This is a genomic window from Aquamicrobium terrae, from assembly GCF_052978165.1.
On record NZ_JBRKLZ010000001.1, the window covers coordinates 1,379,069 to 1,399,800 of the forward strand.

23 protein-coding genes are annotated in these 20,732 nt (G+C 65.6%); 22 read left to right on the forward strand and 1 reads right to left on the reverse strand.

What is annotated here, in order from left to right; all coding sequences use genetic code 11:
- Nucleotides 1-175 precede the first annotated feature (175 nt).
- From parA to ACVCNR_RS07025, 21 genes are all read left to right on the forward strand, one after another.
- Nucleotides 176-814: a ParA family partition ATPase gene (parA, locus tag ACVCNR_RS06925; RefSeq protein WP_018429591.1), complete on the forward strand. Its 639-nt coding sequence runs from the start codon at nt 176-178 to the stop codon at nt 812-814.
- On the forward strand, nt 811-1,065 hold the full coding sequence (locus ACVCNR_RS06930) for a hypothetical protein (RefSeq protein ID WP_018429592.1): 255 nt from the start codon (nt 811-813) through the stop codon (nt 1,063-1,065). The genes parA and ACVCNR_RS06930 overlap by 4 nt, the downstream gene beginning before the upstream one ends.
- Nucleotides 1,062-1,580 (forward strand): DUF2840 domain-containing protein, encoded by a 519-nt coding sequence (locus tag ACVCNR_RS06935; RefSeq protein WP_018429593.1) that lies wholly within the window; start codon nt 1,062-1,064, stop codon nt 1,578-1,580. The genes ACVCNR_RS06930 and ACVCNR_RS06935 overlap by 4 nt, the downstream gene beginning before the upstream one ends.
- Complete coding sequence (locus tag ACVCNR_RS06940; protein WP_018429594.1) at nt 1,577-2,122, forward strand: S26 family signal peptidase; 546 nt, start codon at nt 1,577-1,579, stop codon at nt 2,120-2,122. The genes ACVCNR_RS06935 and ACVCNR_RS06940 overlap by 4 nt, the downstream gene beginning before the upstream one ends.
- Before the next feature lie 45 nt (nt 2,123-2,167).
- Nucleotides 2,168-2,515, forward strand: a complete 348-nt coding sequence (locus tag ACVCNR_RS06945; RefSeq protein WP_018429595.1) for a DUF736 domain-containing protein — start codon at nt 2,168-2,170, stop codon at nt 2,513-2,515.
- 3 nt (nt 2,516-2,518) lie between these two features.
- Nucleotides 2,519-3,280 carry a lytic transglycosylase domain-containing protein gene (locus ACVCNR_RS06950; protein WP_447074198.1) on the forward strand — a complete coding sequence of 254 codons (762 nt, stop codon included), beginning with the start codon at nt 2,519-2,521 and terminating at the stop codon, nt 3,278-3,280.
- Nucleotides 3,281-3,524: 244 nt separating this feature from the next.
- Nucleotides 3,525-5,264, forward strand: a complete 1,740-nt coding sequence (locus tag ACVCNR_RS06955) for a relaxase/mobilization nuclease domain-containing protein (RefSeq protein ID WP_018429597.1) — start codon at nt 3,525-3,527, stop codon at nt 5,262-5,264.
- An 89-nt stretch (nt 5,265-5,353) separates the two neighbouring features.
- Nucleotides 5,354-6,508 (forward strand): epoxide hydrolase family protein, encoded by a 1,155-nt coding sequence (locus ACVCNR_RS06960; protein ID WP_018429598.1) that lies wholly within the window; start codon nt 5,354-5,356, stop codon nt 6,506-6,508.
- Nucleotides 6,509-6,654: 146 nt separating this feature from the next.
- Nucleotides 6,655-8,640, forward strand: coding sequence for a conjugal transfer protein TraG (locus ACVCNR_RS06965; RefSeq protein WP_447074199.1), 1,986 nt, complete (start codon nt 6,655-6,657; stop codon nt 8,638-8,640).
- 8 nt (nt 8,641-8,648) lie between these two features.
- A complete protein-coding gene (locus ACVCNR_RS06970; protein WP_018429600.1) occupies nt 8,649-9,083 on the forward strand; it encodes a hypothetical protein in 435 nt (144 codons plus the stop codon).
- A gap of 169 nt (nt 9,084-9,252) precedes the next feature.
- Nucleotides 9,253-10,236: a P-type conjugative transfer ATPase TrbB gene (gene trbB / locus ACVCNR_RS06975; protein WP_026227537.1), complete on the forward strand. Its 984-nt coding sequence runs from the start codon at nt 9,253-9,255 to the stop codon at nt 10,234-10,236.
- On the forward strand, nt 10,233-10,565 hold the full coding sequence (locus ACVCNR_RS06980) for a TrbC/VirB2 family type IV secretion system protein (protein WP_018429602.1): 333 nt from the start codon (nt 10,233-10,235) through the stop codon (nt 10,563-10,565). The genes trbB and ACVCNR_RS06980 overlap by 4 nt, the downstream gene beginning before the upstream one ends.
- Nucleotides 10,565-10,846 (forward strand): VirB3 family type IV secretion system protein, encoded by a 282-nt coding sequence (locus ACVCNR_RS06985; RefSeq protein WP_018429603.1) that lies wholly within the window; start codon nt 10,565-10,567, stop codon nt 10,844-10,846. Before ACVCNR_RS06980 ends, ACVCNR_RS06985 begins: the two co-directional genes overlap by 1 nt.
- A gap of 12 nt (nt 10,847-10,858) precedes the next feature.
- On the forward strand, nt 10,859-13,315 hold the full coding sequence (gene trbE / locus ACVCNR_RS06990) for a conjugal transfer protein TrbE (RefSeq protein WP_018429604.1): 2,457 nt from the start codon (nt 10,859-10,861) through the stop codon (nt 13,313-13,315).
- Nucleotides 13,312-14,082 carry a P-type conjugative transfer protein TrbJ gene (trbJ, locus tag ACVCNR_RS06995; RefSeq protein ID WP_018429605.1) on the forward strand — a complete coding sequence of 257 codons (771 nt, stop codon included), beginning with the start codon at nt 13,312-13,314 and terminating at the stop codon, nt 14,080-14,082. The genes trbE and trbJ overlap by 4 nt, the downstream gene beginning before the upstream one ends.
- Nucleotides 14,083-14,092: 10 nt before the next feature.
- Entirely contained in the window at nt 14,093-14,482 is a 390-nt protein-coding gene (gene trbK-alt / locus ACVCNR_RS07000) for a putative entry exclusion protein TrbK-alt (protein WP_447074200.1), read from the forward strand.
- A 4-nt stretch (nt 14,483-14,486) separates the two neighbouring features.
- Nucleotides 14,487-15,851 carry a P-type conjugative transfer protein TrbL gene (gene trbL, locus ACVCNR_RS07005; protein WP_447074201.1) on the forward strand — a complete coding sequence of 455 codons (1,365 nt, stop codon included), beginning with the start codon at nt 14,487-14,489 and terminating at the stop codon, nt 15,849-15,851.
- Complete coding sequence (gene trbF / locus ACVCNR_RS07010; RefSeq protein WP_018429608.1) at nt 15,851-16,534, forward strand: conjugal transfer protein TrbF; 684 nt, start codon at nt 15,851-15,853, stop codon at nt 16,532-16,534. The genes trbL and trbF overlap by 1 nt, the downstream gene beginning before the upstream one ends.
- Nucleotides 16,531-17,580, forward strand: coding sequence for a P-type conjugative transfer protein TrbG (trbG, locus tag ACVCNR_RS07015; RefSeq protein ID WP_011191356.1), 1,050 nt, complete (start codon nt 16,531-16,533; stop codon nt 17,578-17,580). The genes trbF and trbG overlap by 4 nt, the downstream gene beginning before the upstream one ends.
- A complete protein-coding gene (locus ACVCNR_RS07020; protein WP_018429610.1) occupies nt 17,577-18,797 on the forward strand; it encodes a TraB/TrbI/VirB10 family type IV secretion system protein in 1,221 nt (406 codons plus the stop codon). Before trbG ends, ACVCNR_RS07020 begins: the two co-directional genes overlap by 4 nt.
- A 2-nt stretch (nt 18,798-18,799) precedes the next feature.
- Nucleotides 18,800-19,036: a DUF2274 domain-containing protein gene (locus tag ACVCNR_RS07025; RefSeq protein WP_026227538.1), complete on the forward strand. Its 237-nt coding sequence runs from the start codon at nt 18,800-18,802 to the stop codon at nt 19,034-19,036.
- On the opposite strand, the gene ACVCNR_RS07030 is transcribed toward ACVCNR_RS07025, so the two are convergent.
- A complete protein-coding gene (locus ACVCNR_RS07030; protein WP_018429612.1) occupies nt 19,033-19,929 on the reverse strand; it encodes a LysR family transcriptional regulator in 897 nt (298 codons plus the stop codon). The two genes, ACVCNR_RS07025 and ACVCNR_RS07030, sit on opposite strands and share 4 nt — an antisense overlap.
- A gap of 190 nt (nt 19,930-20,119) precedes the next feature.
- Between ACVCNR_RS07030 and ACVCNR_RS07035 the strand changes: the two genes are divergently transcribed.
- Complete coding sequence (locus ACVCNR_RS07035) at nt 20,120-20,719, forward strand: MarR family winged helix-turn-helix transcriptional regulator (protein WP_228722688.1); 600 nt, start codon at nt 20,120-20,122, stop codon at nt 20,717-20,719.
- The last annotated feature ends 13 nt before the right edge of the window (nt 20,720-20,732 follow it).

The following is a 20,732-nucleotide window of genomic DNA, read 5'->3' on the forward strand; positions in this document are numbered from 1 at the left end:
TGCCATCGGGGACCGGACTCTCGTGCTATCGGGGACCGGAATCGTCGATTCCTCGCGCTGAATCAGCAGCTTGCGAGCCCCGTAACTTATCTAACCTAGATTCCTACGGAATCTTTCTAACGCAAACGCGTTTTGCGACCGCTGTGGACGAGTCCCCGATCGCCGGGAGACCGTCATGATCGTCGCGTTCCTCAACCAGAAGGGCGGCGTCGGAAAGACGACGCTCGCCCTCCATCTCGCCGGTGAATGGGCTCGGCATGGGCAGCGCGTCACGCTGATCGACGCCGATCCGCAAGGCTCGGCGCTCGACTGGTCGCAGCAGCGCGGCCGGGAGGGATTGAAGCGGCTGTTCGGTGTTGTCGGCCTGGCGCGCGACACGCTCCACCGCGAAGCGCCGGAGCTGGCCCGCGACGTCGATCATGTCGTCATCGACGGACCGCCGCGTGTCGCCGGTCTGATGCGTTCGGCACTGCTCGCCGCCGATCTTGTACTGATCCCGGTGCAGCCGTCACCGCTCGACGGCTGGGCGTCGGCCGAGATGCTGACGCTGCTCAGCGAAGCGCGGATCTATCGACCGGACCTCAAGGCGCGGTTCGTGCTGAACCGCTGCGCGGCCCGCACGATCCTCGCCCGCGAAACCGCCGAGACGCTCGCGGAACACGATCCCCCGCCGCTCCTCACCACGATCGGTCAGCGCATCGCTTTCGCCGATGTCGTGCAGACTGGACGGCTCGCGGCCGAGCAGGACGAGACATCGCCCGCCGCCCGCGAGATCACCGCGCTCGCCGCCGAAGTCACGAGGATCGGGGCATGAGCGAGCGGTCCCCGAAACGCAGCTTCGCGTCCCGCCCGGCCGATCCTGAAAGCTGGATCAAGGCGCCAGACCATCCATCGCGCCGCGTGGAGGCCGCCGCCGACTTCACCGCCAGGCTGACGATCGACGTCACCGCCGACATGCGCGGCCGGATCAAGATTGCCGCCTTCCAGCGCGGACAGACGGTCGCCGAGATGCTGCGCGCGCTGTTCGAGCGCGAGTTCCCCACCAGCGAAGGAGAGCCGCGATGATCGGTGTCGCCGACCCGTCGCTGCGCAGCGGCTTGCCGCCAGCGCCAGCGGCCGATGCTCTGACCCATGTCGAGTTGACATGGGTCGAGAAGAAGATCGAATTCTGGATCAGGTTCGGCCGCGAGATCGCCGAACAGATCCTCGACCGCCGCCGACGCGTCGTGTCGTTCGCACCGGACAGTGTTTTCGCCTTCGTTCGCTGGACCTCCAACGACTACGGCACCGCACTTTCTCGGCTCGACATCGTGCGCGCCGTCGGTGCGGGCGAGCGCTGCCAGACCCTGCCATTCGTGCGCCCCGGCGGCGACATCCTGTTGCGCGCCGATGGCTGGCCGAAGGTCGAGCGCGTGCTCCAGCTCATCGATGCGATCGAGGCGCGGGGCATCGAAGCGATCGACGTTTCGCCCGATCACTGGCGACACGTTCACAACCGTCTGACGGCCGGTGAAACACCGCGCGCCTACGACGCGCAGCAGCATCGCGCCTTCCTCTTGCGCCGGAGGATCATGCCATGAGCCGCTTTGGATACGTCATGACGACGTACTTCGCGGTGACGCTGATGGGCGTCCTGTCGATCGTCTCCTTCGCGCCAAAGCTGATCTGGAATGCCTCCGCGAGCACGCCGATCGGCCTCTATGCGATCAGCGCCAGCGACGGATTGGAAGCGACCGACCTCGTCGCCGTAGCGGCGCCGGAGCCGATCGCCACGTTCCTTGCCGATGGCGGATATCTGCCGCGCGGCGTGCCGCTGCTGAAGCGGGTCGCGGGTCTGCCCGGTCAACGGGTGTGCCGATCGGGCCACACGATCACCGTCGATGGCCAGGCCATCGGCGGTGCGCTCGACCGCGACCGGCGGGGCCGCGAACTGCCGATCTGGCAGGGATGCCGCGTCATCGCCGACGACGAACTGTTCCTGATGAACTGGCAGGTCCGCGACAGCCTCGACGGCCGTTACTTCGGCCCGCTCCCCGCCAGCTCGGTCATCGGCCGGGCCACCCCCCTCTACACCGACGAGGACGGCGATGACCGCTTCGTCTGGCGCGCGCCGACGCGGTGACGGCACGCCCATGACCCCATCCACCGCACAGCCAAGGAGAAACCAATGTCCCTCATCGGCCAATTCACGCGCGAGAATGACGGCTTCATCGGCCACCTGATGACGCTGTCATTGCACCAGGACATCATCATCGTTCCGGCCGAACCGTCCGATGCCGAGAACGCACCCGACTTCCGCGTCCATGTTCTCGACAGCATGAACAACGAAACCGGCGCCGAGATTGGCGCGGGCTGGAAGCGCACCGGCGAGAAGGCCGGCGACTACGTCTCGCTGCAGATCGACGATCCGACCTTCGGTCATCCGATCCGCGCCAACCTCTTCCAGTCGGCCGACGACAAGTCCGCCTGGGGCTTGCACTGGAACCGTCCGCCCAAGCGCGCCGAGCGGGACTGAACGATGTCGGTCCCGCTCCCCAAAGCTGTCGCCGGGCGGTCGAAAACCGCCCGGCGCACAGCCGCCCTTCTCCTTTCCGGCCTTCTGCTATCCGCGCCGCTCTGCGCCACCGCGAATGCGCAGACCGTGTCGGCCGAGCGCCCCTCTCGCGTCGATCCCTACGCCGCGTTCATCGCCGAGGCCGCGCAACGGTTCGGCATTCCCGAGCACTGGATACGCGCCGTCATGCGCGTCGAAAGCGCTGGCGATGTGCGAGCGATCTCTTCGGCCGGCGCGATGGGATTGATGCAGATCATGCCCGCCACATGGGCCGATCTGCGCGTCCGTCACCGGCTCGGCGCGAATCCTTACGATCCACGCGACAACATTCTGGCAGGCGCCGCCTACCTGCGCGAGATGCACGACCGCTACGGTTCGCCGGGCTTTCTCGCGGCCTATAATGCTGGTCCCGGCCGCTATGAAGAGTATCTTGCTGGCCGTCCGTTGCCCGCTGAAACCCGCGCCTATGTCGCCGCGCTCGCGCCCATTATCAGCGGTACAGATGCCCTTGCTCCCGTCACGGTCGCGGCGGCCGATCCCAACGCCTGGACACGCGCGCCGCTGTTCATCGTGCAGTCCGAGCGCGCCGCGACCGCTGCTCCGACACCCGCCGATCGCGCCTCGAACGAGGCTCCGGCTGTAACTCCGGTGCGCGAAGCCACACCCATCGCTCCGCAACCCGGGGGCCTGTTTGTCGCCCGAAACGGCGATGGGGGGCCGCGATGACGGTGTTCGCAGCATTTCGTGGAATAGCGTGCTCTGGCGGAAGGATGGCGGTCCGAGGAGGGAGAGCAGGCAACACAACCGCACGATGGCGAGATAAAAGCGCGCGAGGTGCGGCTTGGTGCGGTCGTGTGTTTTCAGAGACTTATGGCGCGTCTTCGCGAGGTGCGCCTGATCGGCGCAGCCTGCGCATTCGCCGTTTCGCCAAGAATTTCCGCGCGTTTGCGCGATGTGCGGGGCCGCAGCCATGAGCGGCGAGGACGATTTCCGCATCCGGCCAGGCCGCATCCGCTCGACCCGGGCTCAGCAGGCGCGGCCCTTCATCGCCCAGGCGTTGGCGGCCGCCCAGCGCGCCGGCGGCAGCGTCTCGCGGTCCGGCAAGATCAGCTCGGGCAACCGCTCGCGTTTCGGTCGCGGCCAGCGAGCGACCGTCCAGGCCAACCGGCTGCTCACCAGCCGATCGCGCAACGTCGTCATCAAGACGCGTGTCGTCCGTCATACCGCTCGGGCCGCGCCGCTCAGCGCGCACCTCAACTACCTGCGGCGCGAGGGTGTCACCCGGGATGGAGAGAAGGCACGGCTCTTCGGTCCCGAGACCGAGGACGCCGATCCCAAGGCCTTCGCCGAGCGGACCCAGGATGACCGGCATCATTTCCGGTTCATCGTCTCGCCCGAGGACGCGACGGAGATGTCCGACCTCAAGACCTATGCCCGCGACCTGATGGGGCAGATGGAGAAAGACCTCGGCACGAAGCTCGACTGGGTCGGTGTCGACCACTGGAACACGGATAATCCGCACGTCCACATCATCCTGCGGGGACACACCGATGACGGCCAGGACCTCGTCATCTCGCGCGACTACATCAAGGAAGGCATGCGCGCCCGCGCGCAGGATCTCGTCACCCAAGAGCTGGGGCCGCGCACCGATCACGAGATACGCCGCAATCTCGAACGCCAGATCGAGTCGGAACGCTGGACCAATCTCGACCGCCAACTTTCGCGCGACGCCTATCGCACCGGCGTCGTCGATCTCGCCCCGCATCCCGATCGCCAGCCCGACGAGTTCCACGCGATGAAGGTCGGCCGGCTGCGGAAGCTGGAGACACTCGGCCTTGCGGATCAGATCGGCCCCGGCCAATGGGTCGTATCGGAGAATGCCGAAGCGACGCTGCGCGAACTGGGCGAGCGTGGCGACATCATCAAACGCATTCATCGCGGCCTGACGGAACGCGGTATCGAGCGCGGCGCCGCCAGCTATGTGCTCGCCGGCGAGAGCCTCAACGATCCTGTCGTCGGCCGGCTGGTCGATCGTGGTCTCGACGATGAGCTGAAGGGCACGGCCTATGCCGTGGTCGATGGCACGGACGGACGAACCCATCACATCAAGTTGCCCGACCTCGACGCGGCCGGCGATAGCGCGCCGGGCTCGATCGTCGAGCTGCGCAAATTCGACGACGCGCAGGGACGCAGACGGGTCGCGCTCGCCGTCCGCTCCGATCTCGACATCGAACGGCAGGTCCATGCGACCGGGGCCACCTGGCTCGACCGGCAAGCGATCGCCCGCGATCCCGTTCCGCTCGGCGGCGGCGGCTTCGGCGCCGAGGTTCGCCAGGCGATGGACCGCCGTGCCGAGCACCTCGTCGGCCAAGGCCTCGCCGAGCGCCAGACGCGCGGCGTCAGCTTCTCCCCCGGGCTGATCGACACACTTCGGCAGCGCGAGGTCGACGCCCTCGGCGAGAAGCTCGCGGCCGAGACCGGCCGGCAATTCTCGAAGGCCGCAACGGGTGAGTATGTGGCGGGCACCTACCGCCAGCGCTTCGCGCTCGCGTCGGGCCGCTTCGCCATGATCGACGACGGCCTCGGCTTCCAACTCGTGCCCTGGTCGCTATCCCTCGAACGTCAGATCGGTCAGCACGTCTCCGGCGTGTCGCGCGGCGCGGGCGGCGTCGACTGGAGCTTCGGCCGCAACCGCGGCCTCGGCCTTTGAACGACGCTCACTCTTACCGATTGCGGCGCACAGCTGTCCGCAGCCCTCGGTTCATAGTAACGGTGACGCCAAAACCTTGAGGTGGAACCATGGACATCCAAGCATACAAAATACACGTCGAAGAAAGTATGATTGCGGACCTCAAGCAACGCCTCCGTCACATTCGCTGGCCCCGGTCGCTCGATGACGTGAGCTGGGACGATGGCAGCAGCCTAGCCTTCATGCGGCGTCTTATGGGTTACTGGCAGGAGCAGTTCGATTGGAGGACGCAGGAGGCTCGGCTTAACCAACTCCCGCAGTTCTTGGCGAGCATCGATGACCTCTCGATCCACTTCGTTCATCAACGAGGGGTTGGGCCGGCGCCGTTCCCGCTGATCCTGACCCATGGATGGCCGGGATCTTTTGTCGAGATGGAGAGGATCATCCCGCTCTTGGCCGACCCCGGTGCGCACGGTGCCGATCCGGCTGATGCGTTTGATGTCGTGGTCCCATCACTGCCCGGTTATGGCTTTTCGCAGGCGCCGGATCGATCAGGCTTCGGATCATCACGCATCGCCGAACTGTGGTTCGCCCTTATGAGTGGTTTAGGATATGGTCGCTTTGGCGCCCAGGGCGGCGATGTCGGTGCGGGCGTTTCAACTTGGTTGGCGCATCGTTTTCCACAGTCAGTCGTCGGCTTTCATCTCAACTATATTTCTGGGGGCTATCGGCCGCCGCTCGGTGAAGGGCTTCCACCTGTCACTGCTGAAGAACAATCGTTCCTCGACACTGCGGCCGCATGGGCCGCCGCAGAAGGTGCGTACGCCCACATGCATGGTACGAAACCGCAAACACTGGCCTATGCCCTGAATGACTCACCTGCCGGTCTCGCAGGATGGATCGTCGAGAAATTCCGTGGGTGGAGCGACTGCGACGGGGACGTCGAGCAGGTCTTCAGTCTTGACGCGCTGCTTACCGACATCTCGCTCTATTGGTTCAGCGGTACGGTCGACGCCTCGATTCGGGTCTACAAGGAGAATAGCCTCCAGCCGCTTCACTTCAGGCCGAGTGAACGCGTCCAACCACCTCTCGGCGTGGCTCTGTTTCCACGCGAGTTGCCGATGCCGCCGCGGTCTTGGGTGGAGCGTTGCCATAACGTCGTCCGCTGGACAGAAATGCCGAAGGGTGGTCACTTCGCGGCAATGGAGCAGCCGCAGTTGTTGGCTGAGGACATCCGTGCTTTCTTCAGACCTTTGAGGCAATAACACTCGCTCAAGAAGCTGAGACGCCCACCTAGCTAGGCATCCGAATTGTACGATACAGGCGCCGATATTGCGATCTCTGCTAATGCTGGCTTGATTTCTGCCCAAGTATCTCCTGATCCTCCGCGTATTTTCTTGGAAGGAGGGTCATGTCGGCGACCAAAATCCTCTGGGGCCAGATCCTCACCGTCTTCCTGATCGTACTGATGACGACCTGGGCGGCGACGCAATGGACGGCCTATCGGCTCGGCTTCCAACCGCAGCTCGGACTTCCGTGGTTCGACCTGGGGGGCTGGCCGATCTACTATCCGCCGGCCTTCTTCTGGTGGTGGTACTTCTATGATGCCTATGCGCCGCCGATCTTCATCGAGGGGGCCTACATCGCGGCGTCCGGCGGCTTTATCTCCATCGCCGTCGCGATCGGCATGTCAGTCTGGCGCGCGCGAGAAGCCAAGAATGCCGAGACCTTCGGCTCCGCCCGATGGGCCGCTGCTCGCGAAGTGAGTGCCGCCGGCCTCCTGGGCGCGGATGGAGTCATCCTGGGCAAGTTCGAGCGCGACTATCTCCGCCACGATGGCCCCGAGCATGTGCTGTGCTTCGCGCCAACGCGATCGGGCAAAGGTGTCGGCCTGGTCGTGCCCTCGCTGCTGACCTGGCCGGGCTCCGCCATCGTCCACGATATCAAGGGTGAGAACTGGACCCTGACGGCGGGCTTCCGATCCCGGCACGGCCGCGTGCTGCTGTTCGATCCGACCAACGCGAAGTCCGCCGCCTACAATCCGTTGCTTGAGGTCCGTCGCGGTGAATGGGAGGTCCGCGACGTTCAGAACATCGCCGACATCCTGGTCGACCCGGAAGGCTCGCTGGAGAAGAGGAACCACTGGGAGAAGACCAGCCACGCACTGCTAGTCGGCGCCATCCTGCACGTCCTATACGCCGAGGCCGACAAGACCCTGGCTGGCGTTGCCGCATTCCTCTCCGACCCGAAGCGGCCAATCGACTCGACGCTCGCCGCCATGATGAGGACGGCCCATCTCGGCGAGGCCGGCCCCCATCCGGTGATCGCCAGTGCGGCCCGCGAATTGCTGAACAAATCCGACAACGAGCGATCGGGCGTGCTGTCGACCGCTATGTCGTTCCTCGGCCTCTATCGCGATCCCGTCGTCGCCGAGGTCACACGCCGCTGCGACTGGCGCATCACCGACATAGTCGGCGGCAAACATCCGACGACGCTCTATCTCGTCGTGCCGCCGTCGGACATCAACCGCACCAAACCGCTGATCCGTCTGATCCTCAATCAGATCGGCCGGCGGCTCACGGAGGATCTGAACGCGAAGGGCAACCGCCACCGGCTTCTCCTGATGCTCGACGAATTCCCGGCCCTCGGCCGCCTCGACTTTTTCGAGAGCGCGCTCGCCTTCATGGCGGGATACGGCCTCAAAGCCTTCCTCATCGCCCAGTCGCTGAACCAGATCGAGAAGGCCTACGGGCCGAACAACTCGATCCTCGACAACTGCCATGTCCGCGTCAGCTTCGCGACCAATGACGAGCGGACCGCCAAGCGTGTCTCCGACGCGCTCGGCACCGCGACCGAGATGCGCGCGATGAAGAACTATGCCGGTCATCGCCTGTCGCCCTGGCTCGGTCACATGATGGTCTCGCGCTCGGAGACAGCCCGGCAGCTGATGACGCCCGGCGAGATCATGCAGCTTCCGCCATCCGACGAAATCGTCATGGTGGCGGGCACCCCGCCGATCCGCGCGAAGAAGGCGCGATATTATGAGGATCGCCGGTTTCAGGAGCGCATCCTGCCGCCGCCGAATCTCGTCAAGCCGACCACTGCACGACCGGACGACTGGAGCACGCTGCCTCTTCCGGCGACGCCGGTGATAGCAGCGGCCACTAGCGGCGACGGATCGGAGGACGAGGATACGACCGACTCCGAGCGCCGGCACCAGCCGGAGCTGAGCCGCTCAAAACCCGTCGAGCCCAAGCAACCCATCGAGAACGAGTTCGAGATCGATCCCCGCAACGACGCCGATGAGGACGCCGCACGTCTCTCGCGCATGAATCAGACCATGCGCCAGGTCGCACGCCAGGCGTCGCTCGATCCCGGCGACGGCATCGAGCTTTAGGAGGTACCATGGCAAAGCCTCCCAAAAAGCAGCGGCTATCGGTGTATCTCGAACCGGACGTCATGAAGGCGCTCGCCGCGCATGCCACCCGGCGTGATCAATCCCTATCGCTGATTGCGGAAGCGGGCATCGCCTCCTTCCTGTCGCCGGACGCTACCGAACGGCAGGAGGCGGCGACGACGAAGCGGCTCGACCAGATCGACCGGCGAATGGCGCGGATGGAGCGCGATCTCGGAATCAGCGTCGAAACGCTGGCCGTGTTCATCCGCTTCTGGCTGACGACAAACCCGCCGCTGCCGGAGCCCGCACAGGCTGCGGCACGCTCGAAAGCAGGCGAGCGCTACGAGGCGTTCGTCACCGCCCTCGGCCGGCGACTCGCTCACGGGCCGAAGCTTCGCCAGGAGATTTCGGAAGACATCGCGCCCGCGCGCGACGCGGATTAATCACGACCGCGCCTACCACAAGTATTCCGGCGTTCCGCCGTTTCCCTGTATTTGTACGCCACAGTACGACGACCACAGCACGGTTGTTGTCAGGCCCTAATTTCTGCCTCTTCTACTCATCCCCGATCCAGGGCCGCATGTCGCGGTCCCGCAAGAGAACGGGGACGACGTGGCGGCAACTCACCAGAAATCGGAAGCGCTCCTTCGCGGTGCCCGCATGCTGCGCACGGCCCTCGGGCCGGCGATCGCCCGCTTTCTGGAAGATCCCGCGATCGTCGAGGTGATGCTCAATCCCGATGGGCGGCTCTGGGTCGACCGGCTTTCCGAAGGGCTTTCCGATACGGGTGAGCTGCTGTCGCCTCCAGACGGCGAGCGGATCATCCGTCTCGTCGCCCATCATGTCGGCGCCGAGGTTCATCCCGGAGCCCCGCGTGTGTCGGCCGAGCTTCCCGAGACGGGGGAAAGATTCGAGGGGCTGCTGCCCCCCGTGGTGTCAGCGCCAGCCTTCGCAATCCGCAAGCCCGCTGTCGCCGTGTTCACTCTCGACGATTATGTCGCCGCCGGCATCATGGCCGCAGGTCAGGCCGAGACGCTGCGCCAAGCCGTCGCCGACCGCCGTAACATCCTCGTTGCCGGCGGCACATCCACCGGCAAGACGACCCTCACCAACGCGCTGCTGGCCGAAGTCGCGAAGACCTCCGACCGCGTCGTGCTCATCGAGGACACGCGCGAACTGCAATGCGCCGCGCCCAATCTTGTCGCCATGCGGACGAAGGATGGCATCGCCTCACTTTCCGATCTCGTCCGCTCTTCGCTTCGCCTCCGCCCAGACCGCATCCCGATCGGCGAGGTGCGCGGGGCCGAGGCGCTCGATCTGCTGAAAGCCTGGGGCACCGGCCACCCCGGTGGAGTCGGCACCATCCACGCCGGCACCGCTATCGGCGCGCTTCGTCGCATGGAGCAGCTCATTCAGGAAGCCGTCGTCACCGTCCCGCGCGCGCTGATTGCGGAGACGATTGATCTCATCGCCGTGCTGTCCGGCCGTGGCGCATCGCGCCACCTCGCCGAACTCGCCCGCATCGAGGGGCTCGGCCCCGGCGGCGACTACCGCGTCACCCCCGCAACCCAGCCCCTTACAGGAGACCCGTCATGATTAAGCACGCCCTGCGCATCCGCCGGCATATCGCTACGGCGGTGTCCGTCGCCTTCGTCTCGCTGGCGATGGCGCCCGCCGCGCACGCGTCCGGTTCCTCCATGCCCTGGGAAGCACCGCTGCAATCCATCCTCGAGTCGATCGAGGGGCCTGTCGCCAAGATCATCGCGGTGATGATCATCATCATCACCGGCCTGACGCTCGCCTTCGGCGACACTTCCGGCGGTGCCCGCAAGCTGATCCAGATCGTCTTCGGCCTGTCGATCGCCTTCGCCGCGTCCAGCTTCTTCCTGTCGTTCTTCTCGTTCGGCGGCGGGGCGCTCGTCTGATGGCCAACGGCGCGGATCATCATGGCGAGCTGGCAGGCTTCTCAGTCCCGGTCCATCGGGCGCTGACCGAGCACATCCTGCTCGGCGGCGCGCCGCGCTCGCTCGCCATCCTCAACGGCACGCTGGCGGCAGCGCTCGGCCTCGGCCTGCGCCTCTGGCTGGTCGGTCTCGGCCTCTGGGCTCTCGGCCACTTCGCGGCCGTCTGGGCAGCCAAGCGCGATCCGCAGTTCGTCGATGTCGTGCGCAAGCATCTGCGCATCCCCGGCCACCTGTCGGTTTGAGGAGGAACGCCGATGATGAACCTTGCCGAATATCGCAACCGCAATACCCGTCTCGCCGACTTCCTGCCTTGGGTCGCTCTGATCGGCGAAGGCATCGTCTTGAACAAGGACGGCAGCTTGCAGCGGACCGCAAGATTTCGCGGACCCGACCTCGACAGTGCCGTTCCGGCCGAGCTAGTCGCGGTCGCCGGGCGCCTCAACAACGCCTTCCGTCGCCTGGGCTCCGGCTGGGCCATCTTCGTCGAGGCGCAGCGCCATGGTGCCGCGACCTATCCGGCCAGCGTGTTCGCCGACAGCGCGTCGGCCTTGGTTGACGCCGAGCGGAAAGCCGACTTCGAGGAAGCCGGCGCGCACTTCGAATCGAGCTACTTCCTCACCTTCCTCTACCTTCCCCCGGCCGAAGACGCGGCGCGCGCAGAGACCTGGCTCTATGAGGGTCGCGATCACGCTGGCGTCGATGCGCACGAGATCCTGCGCGGCTTCGCAGACCGCACCGATCGCATCCTTCAGCTCATCGACGCCTTCATGCCGGAATGCGCCTGGCTCGATGACGGCGAGACGCTGACCTATCTGCATTCGACCGTCTCGACCAAGCGGCACCGCGTCCGCGTGCCCGAGACGCCGATGTATCTCGATGCGCTGCTGGCCGATCAGCCCCTGACCGGCGGGCTCGAACCCCGGCTCGGCGACGCACATGTCCGCATCCTCACCATTGTCGGCTTCCCGACCGCGACCACGCCCGGCATCCTCGATGAGCTGAACCGGCTGGCCTTTCCCTATCGCTGGTCAACACGCGCCGTCCTGCTCGACAAGACCGACGCCACCAAGCTGCTGACGAAGATCAGGCGTCAGTGGTTCGCCAAGCGCAAGTCGATCGCCGCCATCCTCAAGGAGGTGATGACCAACGAGGCCTCTGCGCTGGTCGATACCGATGCGGCCAACAAGGCCGCCGACGCCGACATGGCGTTGCAGGAGCTGGGCGCCGACTATGCGGGCCAAGCCTATGTGACGGCGACTATCACCGTCTGGGACGAGGACCCGCGCATCGCAGCTGAAAAGCTGCGGATGGTCGAGAAGGTCATCCAGGGCCGCGACTTCACCGCCATGCCCGAGACGATCAACGCGGTCGACGCCTGGCTCGGCTCGCTGCCCGGCCATGTCTACGCCAATGTCCGGCAGCCGCCGATCAACACCTTGAATCTCGCCCACATGATCCCGCTGTCGGCGGTGTGGGCGGGACCGGAACGGGACGAGCACTTCGATGCACCCCCACTGCTTTACGGCAGAACCGAAGGCTCGACCCCGTTCCGGCTTTCCATCCATGTCGGCGATGTCGGCCACACCCTGATCGTCGGGCCAACGGGCGCCGGCAAGTCGGTGCTGCTGGCGCTGATGGCGCTGCAGTTCCGGCGCTATCCGCAGTCGCAGGTTTTCGCCTTCGACTTTGGCGGATCGATCCGCGCCGCCGCGCTCGCCATGCGCGGAGACTGGCACGATCTTGGCGGCGGCCTCACCGAAGGCTCAGACGACAGCGTGTCTCTTCAGCCGCTCGGGCGCATCGACGATGTCGCCGAGCGCGCCTGGGCCTCCGACTGGCTGATCGCGATCCTGGGGCGCGAGAGCGTGGCCGTCACGCCCGAGGTGAAGGAGCATCTTTGGTCGGCGCTCTCCTCGCTGGCGTCGGCGCCCGTCGCCGAGCGCACGCTGACGGGATTGTCCGTCCTGCTGCAATCCAACGATATCAAGCAGGCGCTCCGACCCTATTGCGTCGGCGGTCCCTATGGCCGTCTGCTCGACGCCGAGGCCGAGCATCTGGGCGAAGCCAATGTGCAGGTTTTTGAGACTGAAGGGCTGATCGGCACCGGGGCTGCCGCCGCCGTGCTCGCCTATCTCTTCCACCGCATCGAGGACCGCCTCGACGGTCGCCCGACGCTGCTGATCGTCGATGAAGGCTGGCTTGCCCTGGATGACGAGGGCTTCGCCGGTCAGCTCCGCGAATGGCTGAAGACGCTGCGCAAGAAGAACGCCAGCGTCATCTTCGCCACGCAGTCGCTCTCGGACATCGACGGCTCGGCGATAGCGCCGGCCATCATCGAAAGCTGCCAGACCCGCATCCTGCTGCCGAACGAGCGCGCCATCGAGCCGCAGATCACTGCCATCTACCGCCGGTTCGGATTGAACGATCGCCAGATCGAGATCCTCGCGCGGGCGATGCCGAAGCGCGACTATTACTGCCAATCGCGCCGCGGCAATCGGCTGTTCGAGTTGGGCCTGTCGGACGTGGCGCTGGCGCTCTGCGCCGCGTCCTCAAAGCAGCACCAGGCGCTGATCGCCGAGGTGCATGCCCGCAGCGGCACGGATGGTTTCCTTGCCGAATGGCTTGCCGAGAACCGACTCGGCTGGGCGGCGGACCTCATCGCCGACCTCACCAACGTCATCCCCCAAGCCGAACCGGAGACACGCCCATGACCCGTTCTGTTCAATCTCGCTCGCTTGCGCTGCGTCTCACCGCAGCGCTGCTTGCCGCGCCAATCGCGCTCTCGCCGATCCTCAGCACCCCCGCCGCTGCGCAATGGATCGTCTACGATCCGACCAACTATGCGCAGAACGTCCTGACGGCGGCGCGCACGCTCCAGCAGGTCAATCAGCAGATCACCCAGCTTCAGAACGAAGCGACCATGCTGATCAACCAGGCCCGCAACCTCGCCAGCCTGCCATACTCCTCGCTCCAGCAGCTTCAGCAGTCGGTTCAGCGCACCCAGCAGCTCCTGCAACAGGCGCAGGGAATCGCCTACGACGTCCAGCGCATCGACCAGGCGTTCACGTCGACCTACGGCAACGCCTCCATGTCCGCCTCCGACCAGGCGCTGGTGGCGCAGGCGCGGGAGCGCTGGCAGAACACGGTCGGCGGCCTGCAGGACGCCATGCGCGTCCAGGCCGGCGTGGTCGGCAACATCGACACCAACCGCGCCGAGATGTCGTCACTGGTCGGCCAGAGCCAGGGCGCAACGGGAGCGCTGCAGGCGACGCAGGCCGGCAACCAGCTTCTCGCCCTGCAAGCGCAGCAGCTTGCCGATCTCACCGCTGTCGTCGCCGCCAACGGCCGGGCGCAAAGCCTGTCAGAGGCCGAGCGATCTGCTGCGGCCGAACAGGGTCGCGAACAGCGCCGACGGTTCCTGACGCCGGGCACCGGCTATCAGCCCGGCAACGCCCGCATGTTCCCGAACGGCAACTGAGGGCGCGGCTATGGACGGCAAGATGCTGGCCCGGCTTGGCGCTGTCGTGTTCGTGGCCGTCGCGATCACTGCGACCGCGATCGAGATGAACCGGAAAGAGGAAGTGCGGGAGGCGTGGCCGTCCAACCGTACCACCGAAGCGCGGGGCGATCCGTTGCGCAACGAGCTGATCCGCTGCCAGGTGCTCGGCGAAGCGGGATCGAGGAATCCGGCGTGCCTTCGGGCCTGGGCCGAAAACCGCAACCGTTTCCTCGCGCCCGGCGCGCGACCTGCCGAGCGGTTGCCGGACATGCCGCCAGCGCCGCGAAACACTCTCACACCCCAATCGGACCGCACCGATCAGCCGGCCTTCGAGCCCGCCGCACCGATCGCGCCGCCGCAGCTCGACGAGGCGAGATAACATCATGGGCGGCACCGGCGTCATCGACCATTTCCTTGAGGTCTTCACCCGCTACATCGACAGCGGCTTCGGCCTGCTCAGCGGCGAAGTCGCCTTCATCGCCACCACCCTGATCGTCATCGACGTGACACTGGCGGCGCTGTTCTGGAGCTGGGGCGCCGACGACGACATCATGGCCCGCCTGGTGAAGAAGACGCTGTTCGTCGGCGTGTTCGCCTACATCATCGGCAATTGGAACAACCTCGCCCGGATCATTTTCGAGAGCTTCGCCGGCCTCGGCCTGAAGGCCAGCGGCACCGGGTTCACCACGGCCGACCTCTTGCGCCCTGGAAAGGTCGCTCAGACCGGGCTCGACGCCGGACGGCCGCTGCTCGATTCCATCTCCAGCCTCATGGGCTACTGGTCGTTCTTCGAGAACTTCATCCAGATCGCCTGCATGTTCCTGGCCTGGGCGCTGGTGCTTCTCGCCTTCTTCATCCTCGCCATCCAGCTCTTCGTCACGCTCATCGAATTCAAGCTGACGACGCTCGCGGGCTTCGTGCTGATCCCCTTCGGCCTGTTCGGCAAATCCGCCTTCATGGCCGAACGCGTCCTCGGCAACGTCATCTCCTCCGGCATCAAGGTGCTGGTGCTCGCCGTCATCATCGGCATCGGCTCGACACTCTTCTCAGAATTCACATCCGGTTTCGGCGGCCAGAACCCGACGATCGACGAGGCGATGGCGATCGTGCTCGCCGCGCTGTCGCTGCTCGGCCTCGGCATCTTCGGGCCTGGTATTGCAAGCGGCATCGTCTCCGGCGGTCCCCAGCTCAGCGCCGGCGCCGCAGTCGGCACTGGCCTGGCCGCAGGCGGCATAGTCGCGCTCGGCGCTGGCGCCGTCGGCGCCGCCGCGTCGGGTGGCGCTGCGCTGGCCGGTGGTGCGGCCGCCGCCGCTCGTGGCGGTGCTGCGATCGCTGGCGGCGCGTCCACCGCTTACAGCCTTGGCGCAGCCGGGCAGTCCGGCGCGGCCGGCGTCGCTTCCGGTCTCGGCGGGGTCGCCCGTGCCGGCGGCAGCGCCGCCGTCTCGCCCCTGCGCCGCGCCGCATCGCGTGCCGCTGAAAGCATGCGCTCAAGCTTCAACGCTGGCGGCAAGGCCGCCTTCGAGGCGACAGGCGGCACTTCCACCATGGGCTCGATCGGCGGTGACGCGGCCGGTGATGGCGCCGCTGCCGCGGGTTCCACAAACGCAGGCGGTCCGCCGGCCTGGGCGCAGCGGATGCGCCGATCCCAGCACATGACCCATGCCGTCCAGGCCACGGCCCATGCCGTCCGCTCAGGTGATGCCCACGGCGGCGGCTCTTCCATCAATCTTTCCGAAGGCGATCGCTGATGTTCAAACGACCCTCTACCCATTATGGCAAGGCCCCCGAGCCCGAGACGCCCTATCAGCGCGCCACCCAGGTCTGGGATGAGCGCATCGGCGCCTCGCGCGTGCAGGCCAAGAACTGGCGGCTGATGGCGTTCGGCTCGCTGATCCTGTCGGCCGGGTTCGCCACCGCGCTCGTCGTGCAGTCAGCACGCGGGACGATCGTACCCTGGGTGGTCCAAGTCGATCGCATCGGTCAGGCGCAGGCCGTCGCGCCCGCCGAGGCCGACTATCGTCCGACCGATCCGCAGATTGCCTTCCACCTGGCGCGCTTCATCGAGCAGGTCCGGAGCATTCCGGCCGATGCGATCATCGTCCGGCAGAACTGGCTGCGCGCCTACGACTTCACGACTGACCGCGGCGCCATGGCGCTCAATGACTACGCCCGCTCCAACGACCCCTTTACACGGGTCGGCCGGCAGCAGGTCGCTGTCGACGTCTCCAGCGTCATCCGCGCGTCCCCGGACAGCTTCCGCGTCGCCTGGGTCGAGCGCCGATACGAAAATGGCCAGCTCGCCGAGACCACGCGCTGGACCGCGATCCTGACGATCGTCGTGCAGATCCCCCGAAACGCCGACCGGCTCAGGGCGAACCCGCTCGGCATCTACGTCAACGCCATCAACTGGTCACGGGAGCTTGGGCAATGAAGCCGTATTTCCGTAAAGCCGGAAACCCGGCTTCACACACACACGTACTCCCGGCTCTCCGTAGAGCCGCATTCCCGGTCGTTCTGCTAGCGGCGACCGCGCTCGCGGGCTGCGCGACCACCAATCCGCCGCCGGAGATTTCCTACGACAATGCGGCTCCGGCGGTGCAGACCGTCGATCCACCCGCGCCGGTCACCGTGGTCGAGCTGCCCCGGCCGCTGCCGCTGCCTGGCCAATTGCAGCGTGTGGAGGAGACGCGGCGTGCCCCGGAGCCTTCTAATCCGACCGCTCGCGTCAACCAGGCAAACGAGGCGGCACGAGTCCAGCCGGTGCGCGACGGCTTCATTAACTCGATGCAGGTCTACCCGTGGACTCAAGGGGCGCTTTATCAAGTCTATACCGCCGTCGGGCAGATCACCGACATCGCGCTCCAACCCGGGGAGCAGCTTGTCGGCGCAGGCCCGGTGGCCGCCGGCGACACAGTGCGCTGGATCATCGGCGACACCGAGAGCGGATCGGGGGCAACGCGCCAGATCCACATCCTAGTAAAGCCCACCCGCGCCGACCTGATGACAAACCTCGTCATCAACACCAACATGCGCACCTATCACATGGAGCTGCGCTCGACAGAGCGCACCTATATGGCGTCGGTCTCATGGCAGTATCCGCAAGACCAGCTCATTGCGCTGCGCCGTCAGAACGCCGAGGCGCAGGCGGCCCAGCCGGTGGCGAGCGGCGTCGATCTCGCGAACGTCAACTTCCGCTATGCGATCGAGGGCGACCGTGCGCCGTGGCGGCCGCTGCGCGCCTTCGACGACGGACGCCAGGTCTTTATCGAGTTTCCGCGCGGCATCGGTCAGGGCGAGATGCCGCCACTCTTCGTCGTCGGCCCCGAGGGCAACACCTCTGAGCTCGTGAACTATCGCGTTCGCGGCCACCACATGATCGTTGATCGTCTGTTCGCGGCTGCCGAACTTCGCTTCGGCTCCGGCCGCGAGCAGAAGCGCGTCAGGATCGTCCGCACAGACGGGAGGCCGACCTCGTGAGCGAGAACCCGCCCCGGATTGAGGAAGTGCCGGACGACGATGCGCAGCCCCTGACCGGCGAGCCGGTCGGGCCTGCGCCGATGCGGCTGCGGGCCGAACCGCCCCGCGTCACCCGGTTGTCGCGGAAGGTTCTCGCCGGCCTCGGTCTTGTCGCCAGCGTCGGGCTCGGAGGTGCGCTGATCTACGCGCTTCAGACCCGCGACGCCGGTCGGCCGAACGACGAACTCTATTCGACCGAGAACCGCTCGACCGCTGACGGACTGGCCGGCCTGCCGCGAGATTACAGTGGCGTGCCACAGCTCGGTCCCCCTCTTCCCGGTGACCTCGGCCGGCCGATCCTTAGTACCCAGGATCGCGGACAGCCGGTGCCCACACCCGGGACGGCCACGCCCAATCCCGGCATCAGCCCGGAAGAGCAGCGCCGCCTTCAGGAAATCGAGACCGCGCGCACCAGCCGTCTCTTCTCCGGATCGGAAAGCCGGGGCACACCCGCTGCTGCGGGAGCTGCCCCAGCGCTCGCGCCGGTGCCGGATTTGGCGAGCATTGGCCTCGCTCCGCCGCCCGCCACGCCCTCGGCGCAGGACCGGCAGAACGCGTTTCTGAACGCCGCGGCCGATCGCAGGACGGTTGCGCCCGATCGCGTCGCTGCGCCAGTATCGCCGAACGTCCTTCAGGCGGGAGCAGTGATATCCGCGGCGCTGATCACCGGCATCCGATCCGATCTACCCGGCCAGATCACCGCGCAGGTCACCGAAAACATCTACGACAGCCCAACCGGCCGTATCTTGCTTGTGCCGCAAGGCACTCGTGTGGTCGGGCAGTACGACAACAACGTGCAGTTCGGCCAGAGCCGAGTCCTGCTCGTCTGGACTCGGCTCGTCTTCCCGAACGGGCGCTCGATCGTTCTCGAGCGCCAGCCTGGTGCTGACGCTGAAGGGTTCGCCGGGCTTCAGGATGGCGTCGATTACCATTGGTGGGATCTGGCCAAGGCTGCGGGATTGTCGACACTGCTGAGCGTCGGCGCCGAACTCGCGGTCGACAACGACGATCGGCTCGTTCAGGCGATCCGGAACGGTGGGCAGGACACCATCAACGACGCAGGGCAGCAGATTGTGAGGCGTCAGCTCAACGTCGCGCCCACGATCACTATTCGGCCCGGATTTCCCGTGCGCGTTATCGTGACGCGAGACTTGGTACTGGAGCCATATGGAGGGTGATGATGTCGAAGCTTAAGCTAGGCCCCATCGCGGACGACAAGCCGCTTAAGGTACAGGTCGAGCTACCTGCAGCTCTCCACCAGGACCTTGTTGACTACGCCCACCTATTGGGCCGAGAGCAAGGTCAGTCCGCTGTTGACCCAGCTCGGTTAATCGTCCCGATGTTACAACGGTTCATCGCGACAGACCGTGGCTTCGCCAAAGCCAGGCGAACGTTGACGCCGGGGAGCGCCGATTAATCCGTGGTCCCCGCTCTAGAGGGGGTGTCGAAACACTTCAGCAGCAGCGGCAGAGTCGGGTTGTCGTTGTCACTGGAAGAAATTATAGCGGCCGTCGGCGCCCGCGCCGATGGGAGCGGGATCAACGCGATATCCGGCCGGTAGATCACGCTGGTGATGGTCAAGCCGAAGCCCTGTTCGACCATCGTCAGCAGGGTTTCTCGGCTGACTTGTTGGATCGAGAGTTGAACCGCTCCGTCTCCGGCGCCCACCATGCGCCGGAGTATGCCAGCGAGCTCACGCCCAGCGCCATCCGAGCGAACGAGGAAGACTTCGTCACAAATGTCCTCCCACGACAGCTCTGGCCGTGCTGCCAACTCGTGAAGCGGGGACAATGCCACGAACAGATCTGGTTCGCAGAGACGTCGAACTTGGAACTGAGGACTTTTGCTCGCACTCAGGCTGATTGCTGCGTCCAGTAATCCGCGCTTCACCCCCAAAGAGTTTTCTTCTGAAGTGCCTTCCTCAAGCTTTACCTCGATCGTCGGATGTCGATTTCTGAATGCCGCGAGAATGTCGATGATCGGGCACGCCGGAAACGCTTCGAGCATTCCAAACCTCACGAGCCCGGTCTTGAGTTTCCGCGCGGAGCGGATCTCCGTTGCGGCGTTACGAAGGTAGCGCGCTCCCACCACCGCTTGTTGAAGGAAGCGCTCACCTTCTGGAGTCAGCCCTGCCCCCGCTCGCGTACGCTTGAAGAGAGAAAAGCCAAGTTGGCGCTCAAACAGCTGCACACGTCGGCTGACGGTGGATTGCGATATCGATAGGCGCTCCGCCGCTCGGCGGAAGCTGCCGGCCTCGGCGACCTGAACGGCGTACTTCAGGTATCGGAGATCAAGAGTCAGGTCGGGCATGAGACCCGTCCGATCATACCGGCGGTCTCATCGGCGAACCGCCTGCGCCCGGTGAGCGGCACCCATGCACGTCCACTTTCATCGAGCCCACCCCCGCTAGCGCCTGGGGAACGAGCACGTCCGTTGATCTCAGATGTGGAATCCGAGCTGAGCCCCTCAATGAGCATGACCATGTCCGAATCTGTCATAGATGCATGCGGCGGTCATACATTTTCACACGCTTGAAGTCTATGCGCGAAGCATATATTCTTGCGGTATGGAGCCTGAGGTCGCCAAGTACCATTTAGGTGCACTCGCGTTGGCGGTTGCAGACAGCATCGCCAGTGTCTCGGCCTCGTTTTCACCAAGCGGCCCGGGGACCGCCGTGATGGTGTTACTCAGCATGGAGCCCGGACTGCCGATCAGCGTTTTGGCTACCTCGATTGGGCTTTCTCATGCCGGGACGGTGCGATTGATCGATAGGCTCGAGCGCGAACAGTTGGTGGAACGACGAAGACAAATCACCGACAGGCGGGCGCGCTTCATTCACCTCACCAATTCGGGGAAGAAGATAACGGACGCCTTGCTCAAGGCACGGGAGCAGGTGATCTCCGAATGTATTTCGCCCCTGTCGCCCAATGACCTCGACATTCTAGGCATGCTGTCGGAGCGGCTCCTTGTGGCAAACGGCTTCGACAAAGATGGCTCGGTCAGCCTTTGCCATCTGTGCGGCTACAGCAGGATCGCGCCTTCCCGTGGTAAAGCTAAGCCGGGGCGCTCGCCACGCTGGAACGTCGCATCAGAAGGCTGACGATATGATCAGG

Coding starts and splice junctions, on each gene's coding strand:
- parA (WP_018429591.1), top strand. CDS start 176: ATGATCGTCGCGTTCCTCAACCAGAAGGGCGGCGTCGGAAAGACGACG.
- ACVCNR_RS06930 (WP_018429592.1), top strand. CDS start 811: ATGAGCGAGCGGTCCCCGAAACGCAGCTTCGCGTCCCGCCCGGCCGAT.
- ACVCNR_RS06935 (WP_018429593.1), top strand. CDS start 1,062: ATGATCGGTGTCGCCGACCCGTCGCTGCGCAGCGGCTTGCCGCCAGCG.
- ACVCNR_RS06940 (WP_018429594.1), top strand. CDS start 1,577: ATGAGCCGCTTTGGATACGTCATGACGACGTACTTCGCGGTGACGCTG.
- ACVCNR_RS06945 (WP_018429595.1), top strand. CDS start 2,168: ATGTCCCTCATCGGCCAATTCACGCGCGAGAATGACGGCTTCATCGGC.
- ACVCNR_RS06950 (WP_447074198.1), top strand. CDS start 2,519: ATGTCGGTCCCGCTCCCCAAAGCTGTCGCCGGGCGGTCGAAAACCGCC.
- ACVCNR_RS06955 (WP_018429597.1), top strand. CDS start 3,525: ATGAGCGGCGAGGACGATTTCCGCATCCGGCCAGGCCGCATCCGCTCG.
- ACVCNR_RS06960 (WP_018429598.1), top strand. CDS start 5,354: ATGGACATCCAAGCATACAAAATACACGTCGAAGAAAGTATGATTGCG.
- ACVCNR_RS06965 (WP_447074199.1), top strand. CDS start 6,655: ATGTCGGCGACCAAAATCCTCTGGGGCCAGATCCTCACCGTCTTCCTG.
- ACVCNR_RS06970 (WP_018429600.1), top strand. CDS start 8,649: ATGGCAAAGCCTCCCAAAAAGCAGCGGCTATCGGTGTATCTCGAACCG.
- ACVCNR_RS06980 (WP_018429602.1), top strand. CDS start 10,233: ATGATTAAGCACGCCCTGCGCATCCGCCGGCATATCGCTACGGCGGTG.
- ACVCNR_RS06985 (WP_018429603.1), top strand. CDS start 10,565: ATGGCCAACGGCGCGGATCATCATGGCGAGCTGGCAGGCTTCTCAGTC.
- trbE (WP_018429604.1), top strand. CDS start 10,859: ATGATGAACCTTGCCGAATATCGCAACCGCAATACCCGTCTCGCCGAC.
- trbJ (WP_018429605.1), top strand. CDS start 13,312: ATGACCCGTTCTGTTCAATCTCGCTCGCTTGCGCTGCGTCTCACCGCA.
- trbK-alt (WP_447074200.1), top strand. CDS start 14,093: ATGGACGGCAAGATGCTGGCCCGGCTTGGCGCTGTCGTGTTCGTGGCC.
- trbL (WP_447074201.1), top strand. CDS start 14,487: ATGGGCGGCACCGGCGTCATCGACCATTTCCTTGAGGTCTTCACCCGC.
- trbF (WP_018429608.1), top strand. CDS start 15,851: ATGTTCAAACGACCCTCTACCCATTATGGCAAGGCCCCCGAGCCCGAG.
- trbG (WP_011191356.1), top strand. CDS start 16,531: ATGAAGCCGTATTTCCGTAAAGCCGGAAACCCGGCTTCACACACACAC.
- ACVCNR_RS07025 (WP_026227538.1), top strand. CDS start 18,800: ATGTCGAAGCTTAAGCTAGGCCCCATCGCGGACGACAAGCCGCTTAAG.
- ACVCNR_RS07030 (WP_018429612.1), bottom strand. CDS start 19,929: ATGCCCGACCTGACTCTTGATCTCCGATACCTGAAGTACGCCGTTCAG.
- ACVCNR_RS07035 (WP_228722688.1), top strand. CDS start 20,120: ATGCATGCGGCGGTCATACATTTTCACACGCTTGAAGTCTATGCGCGA.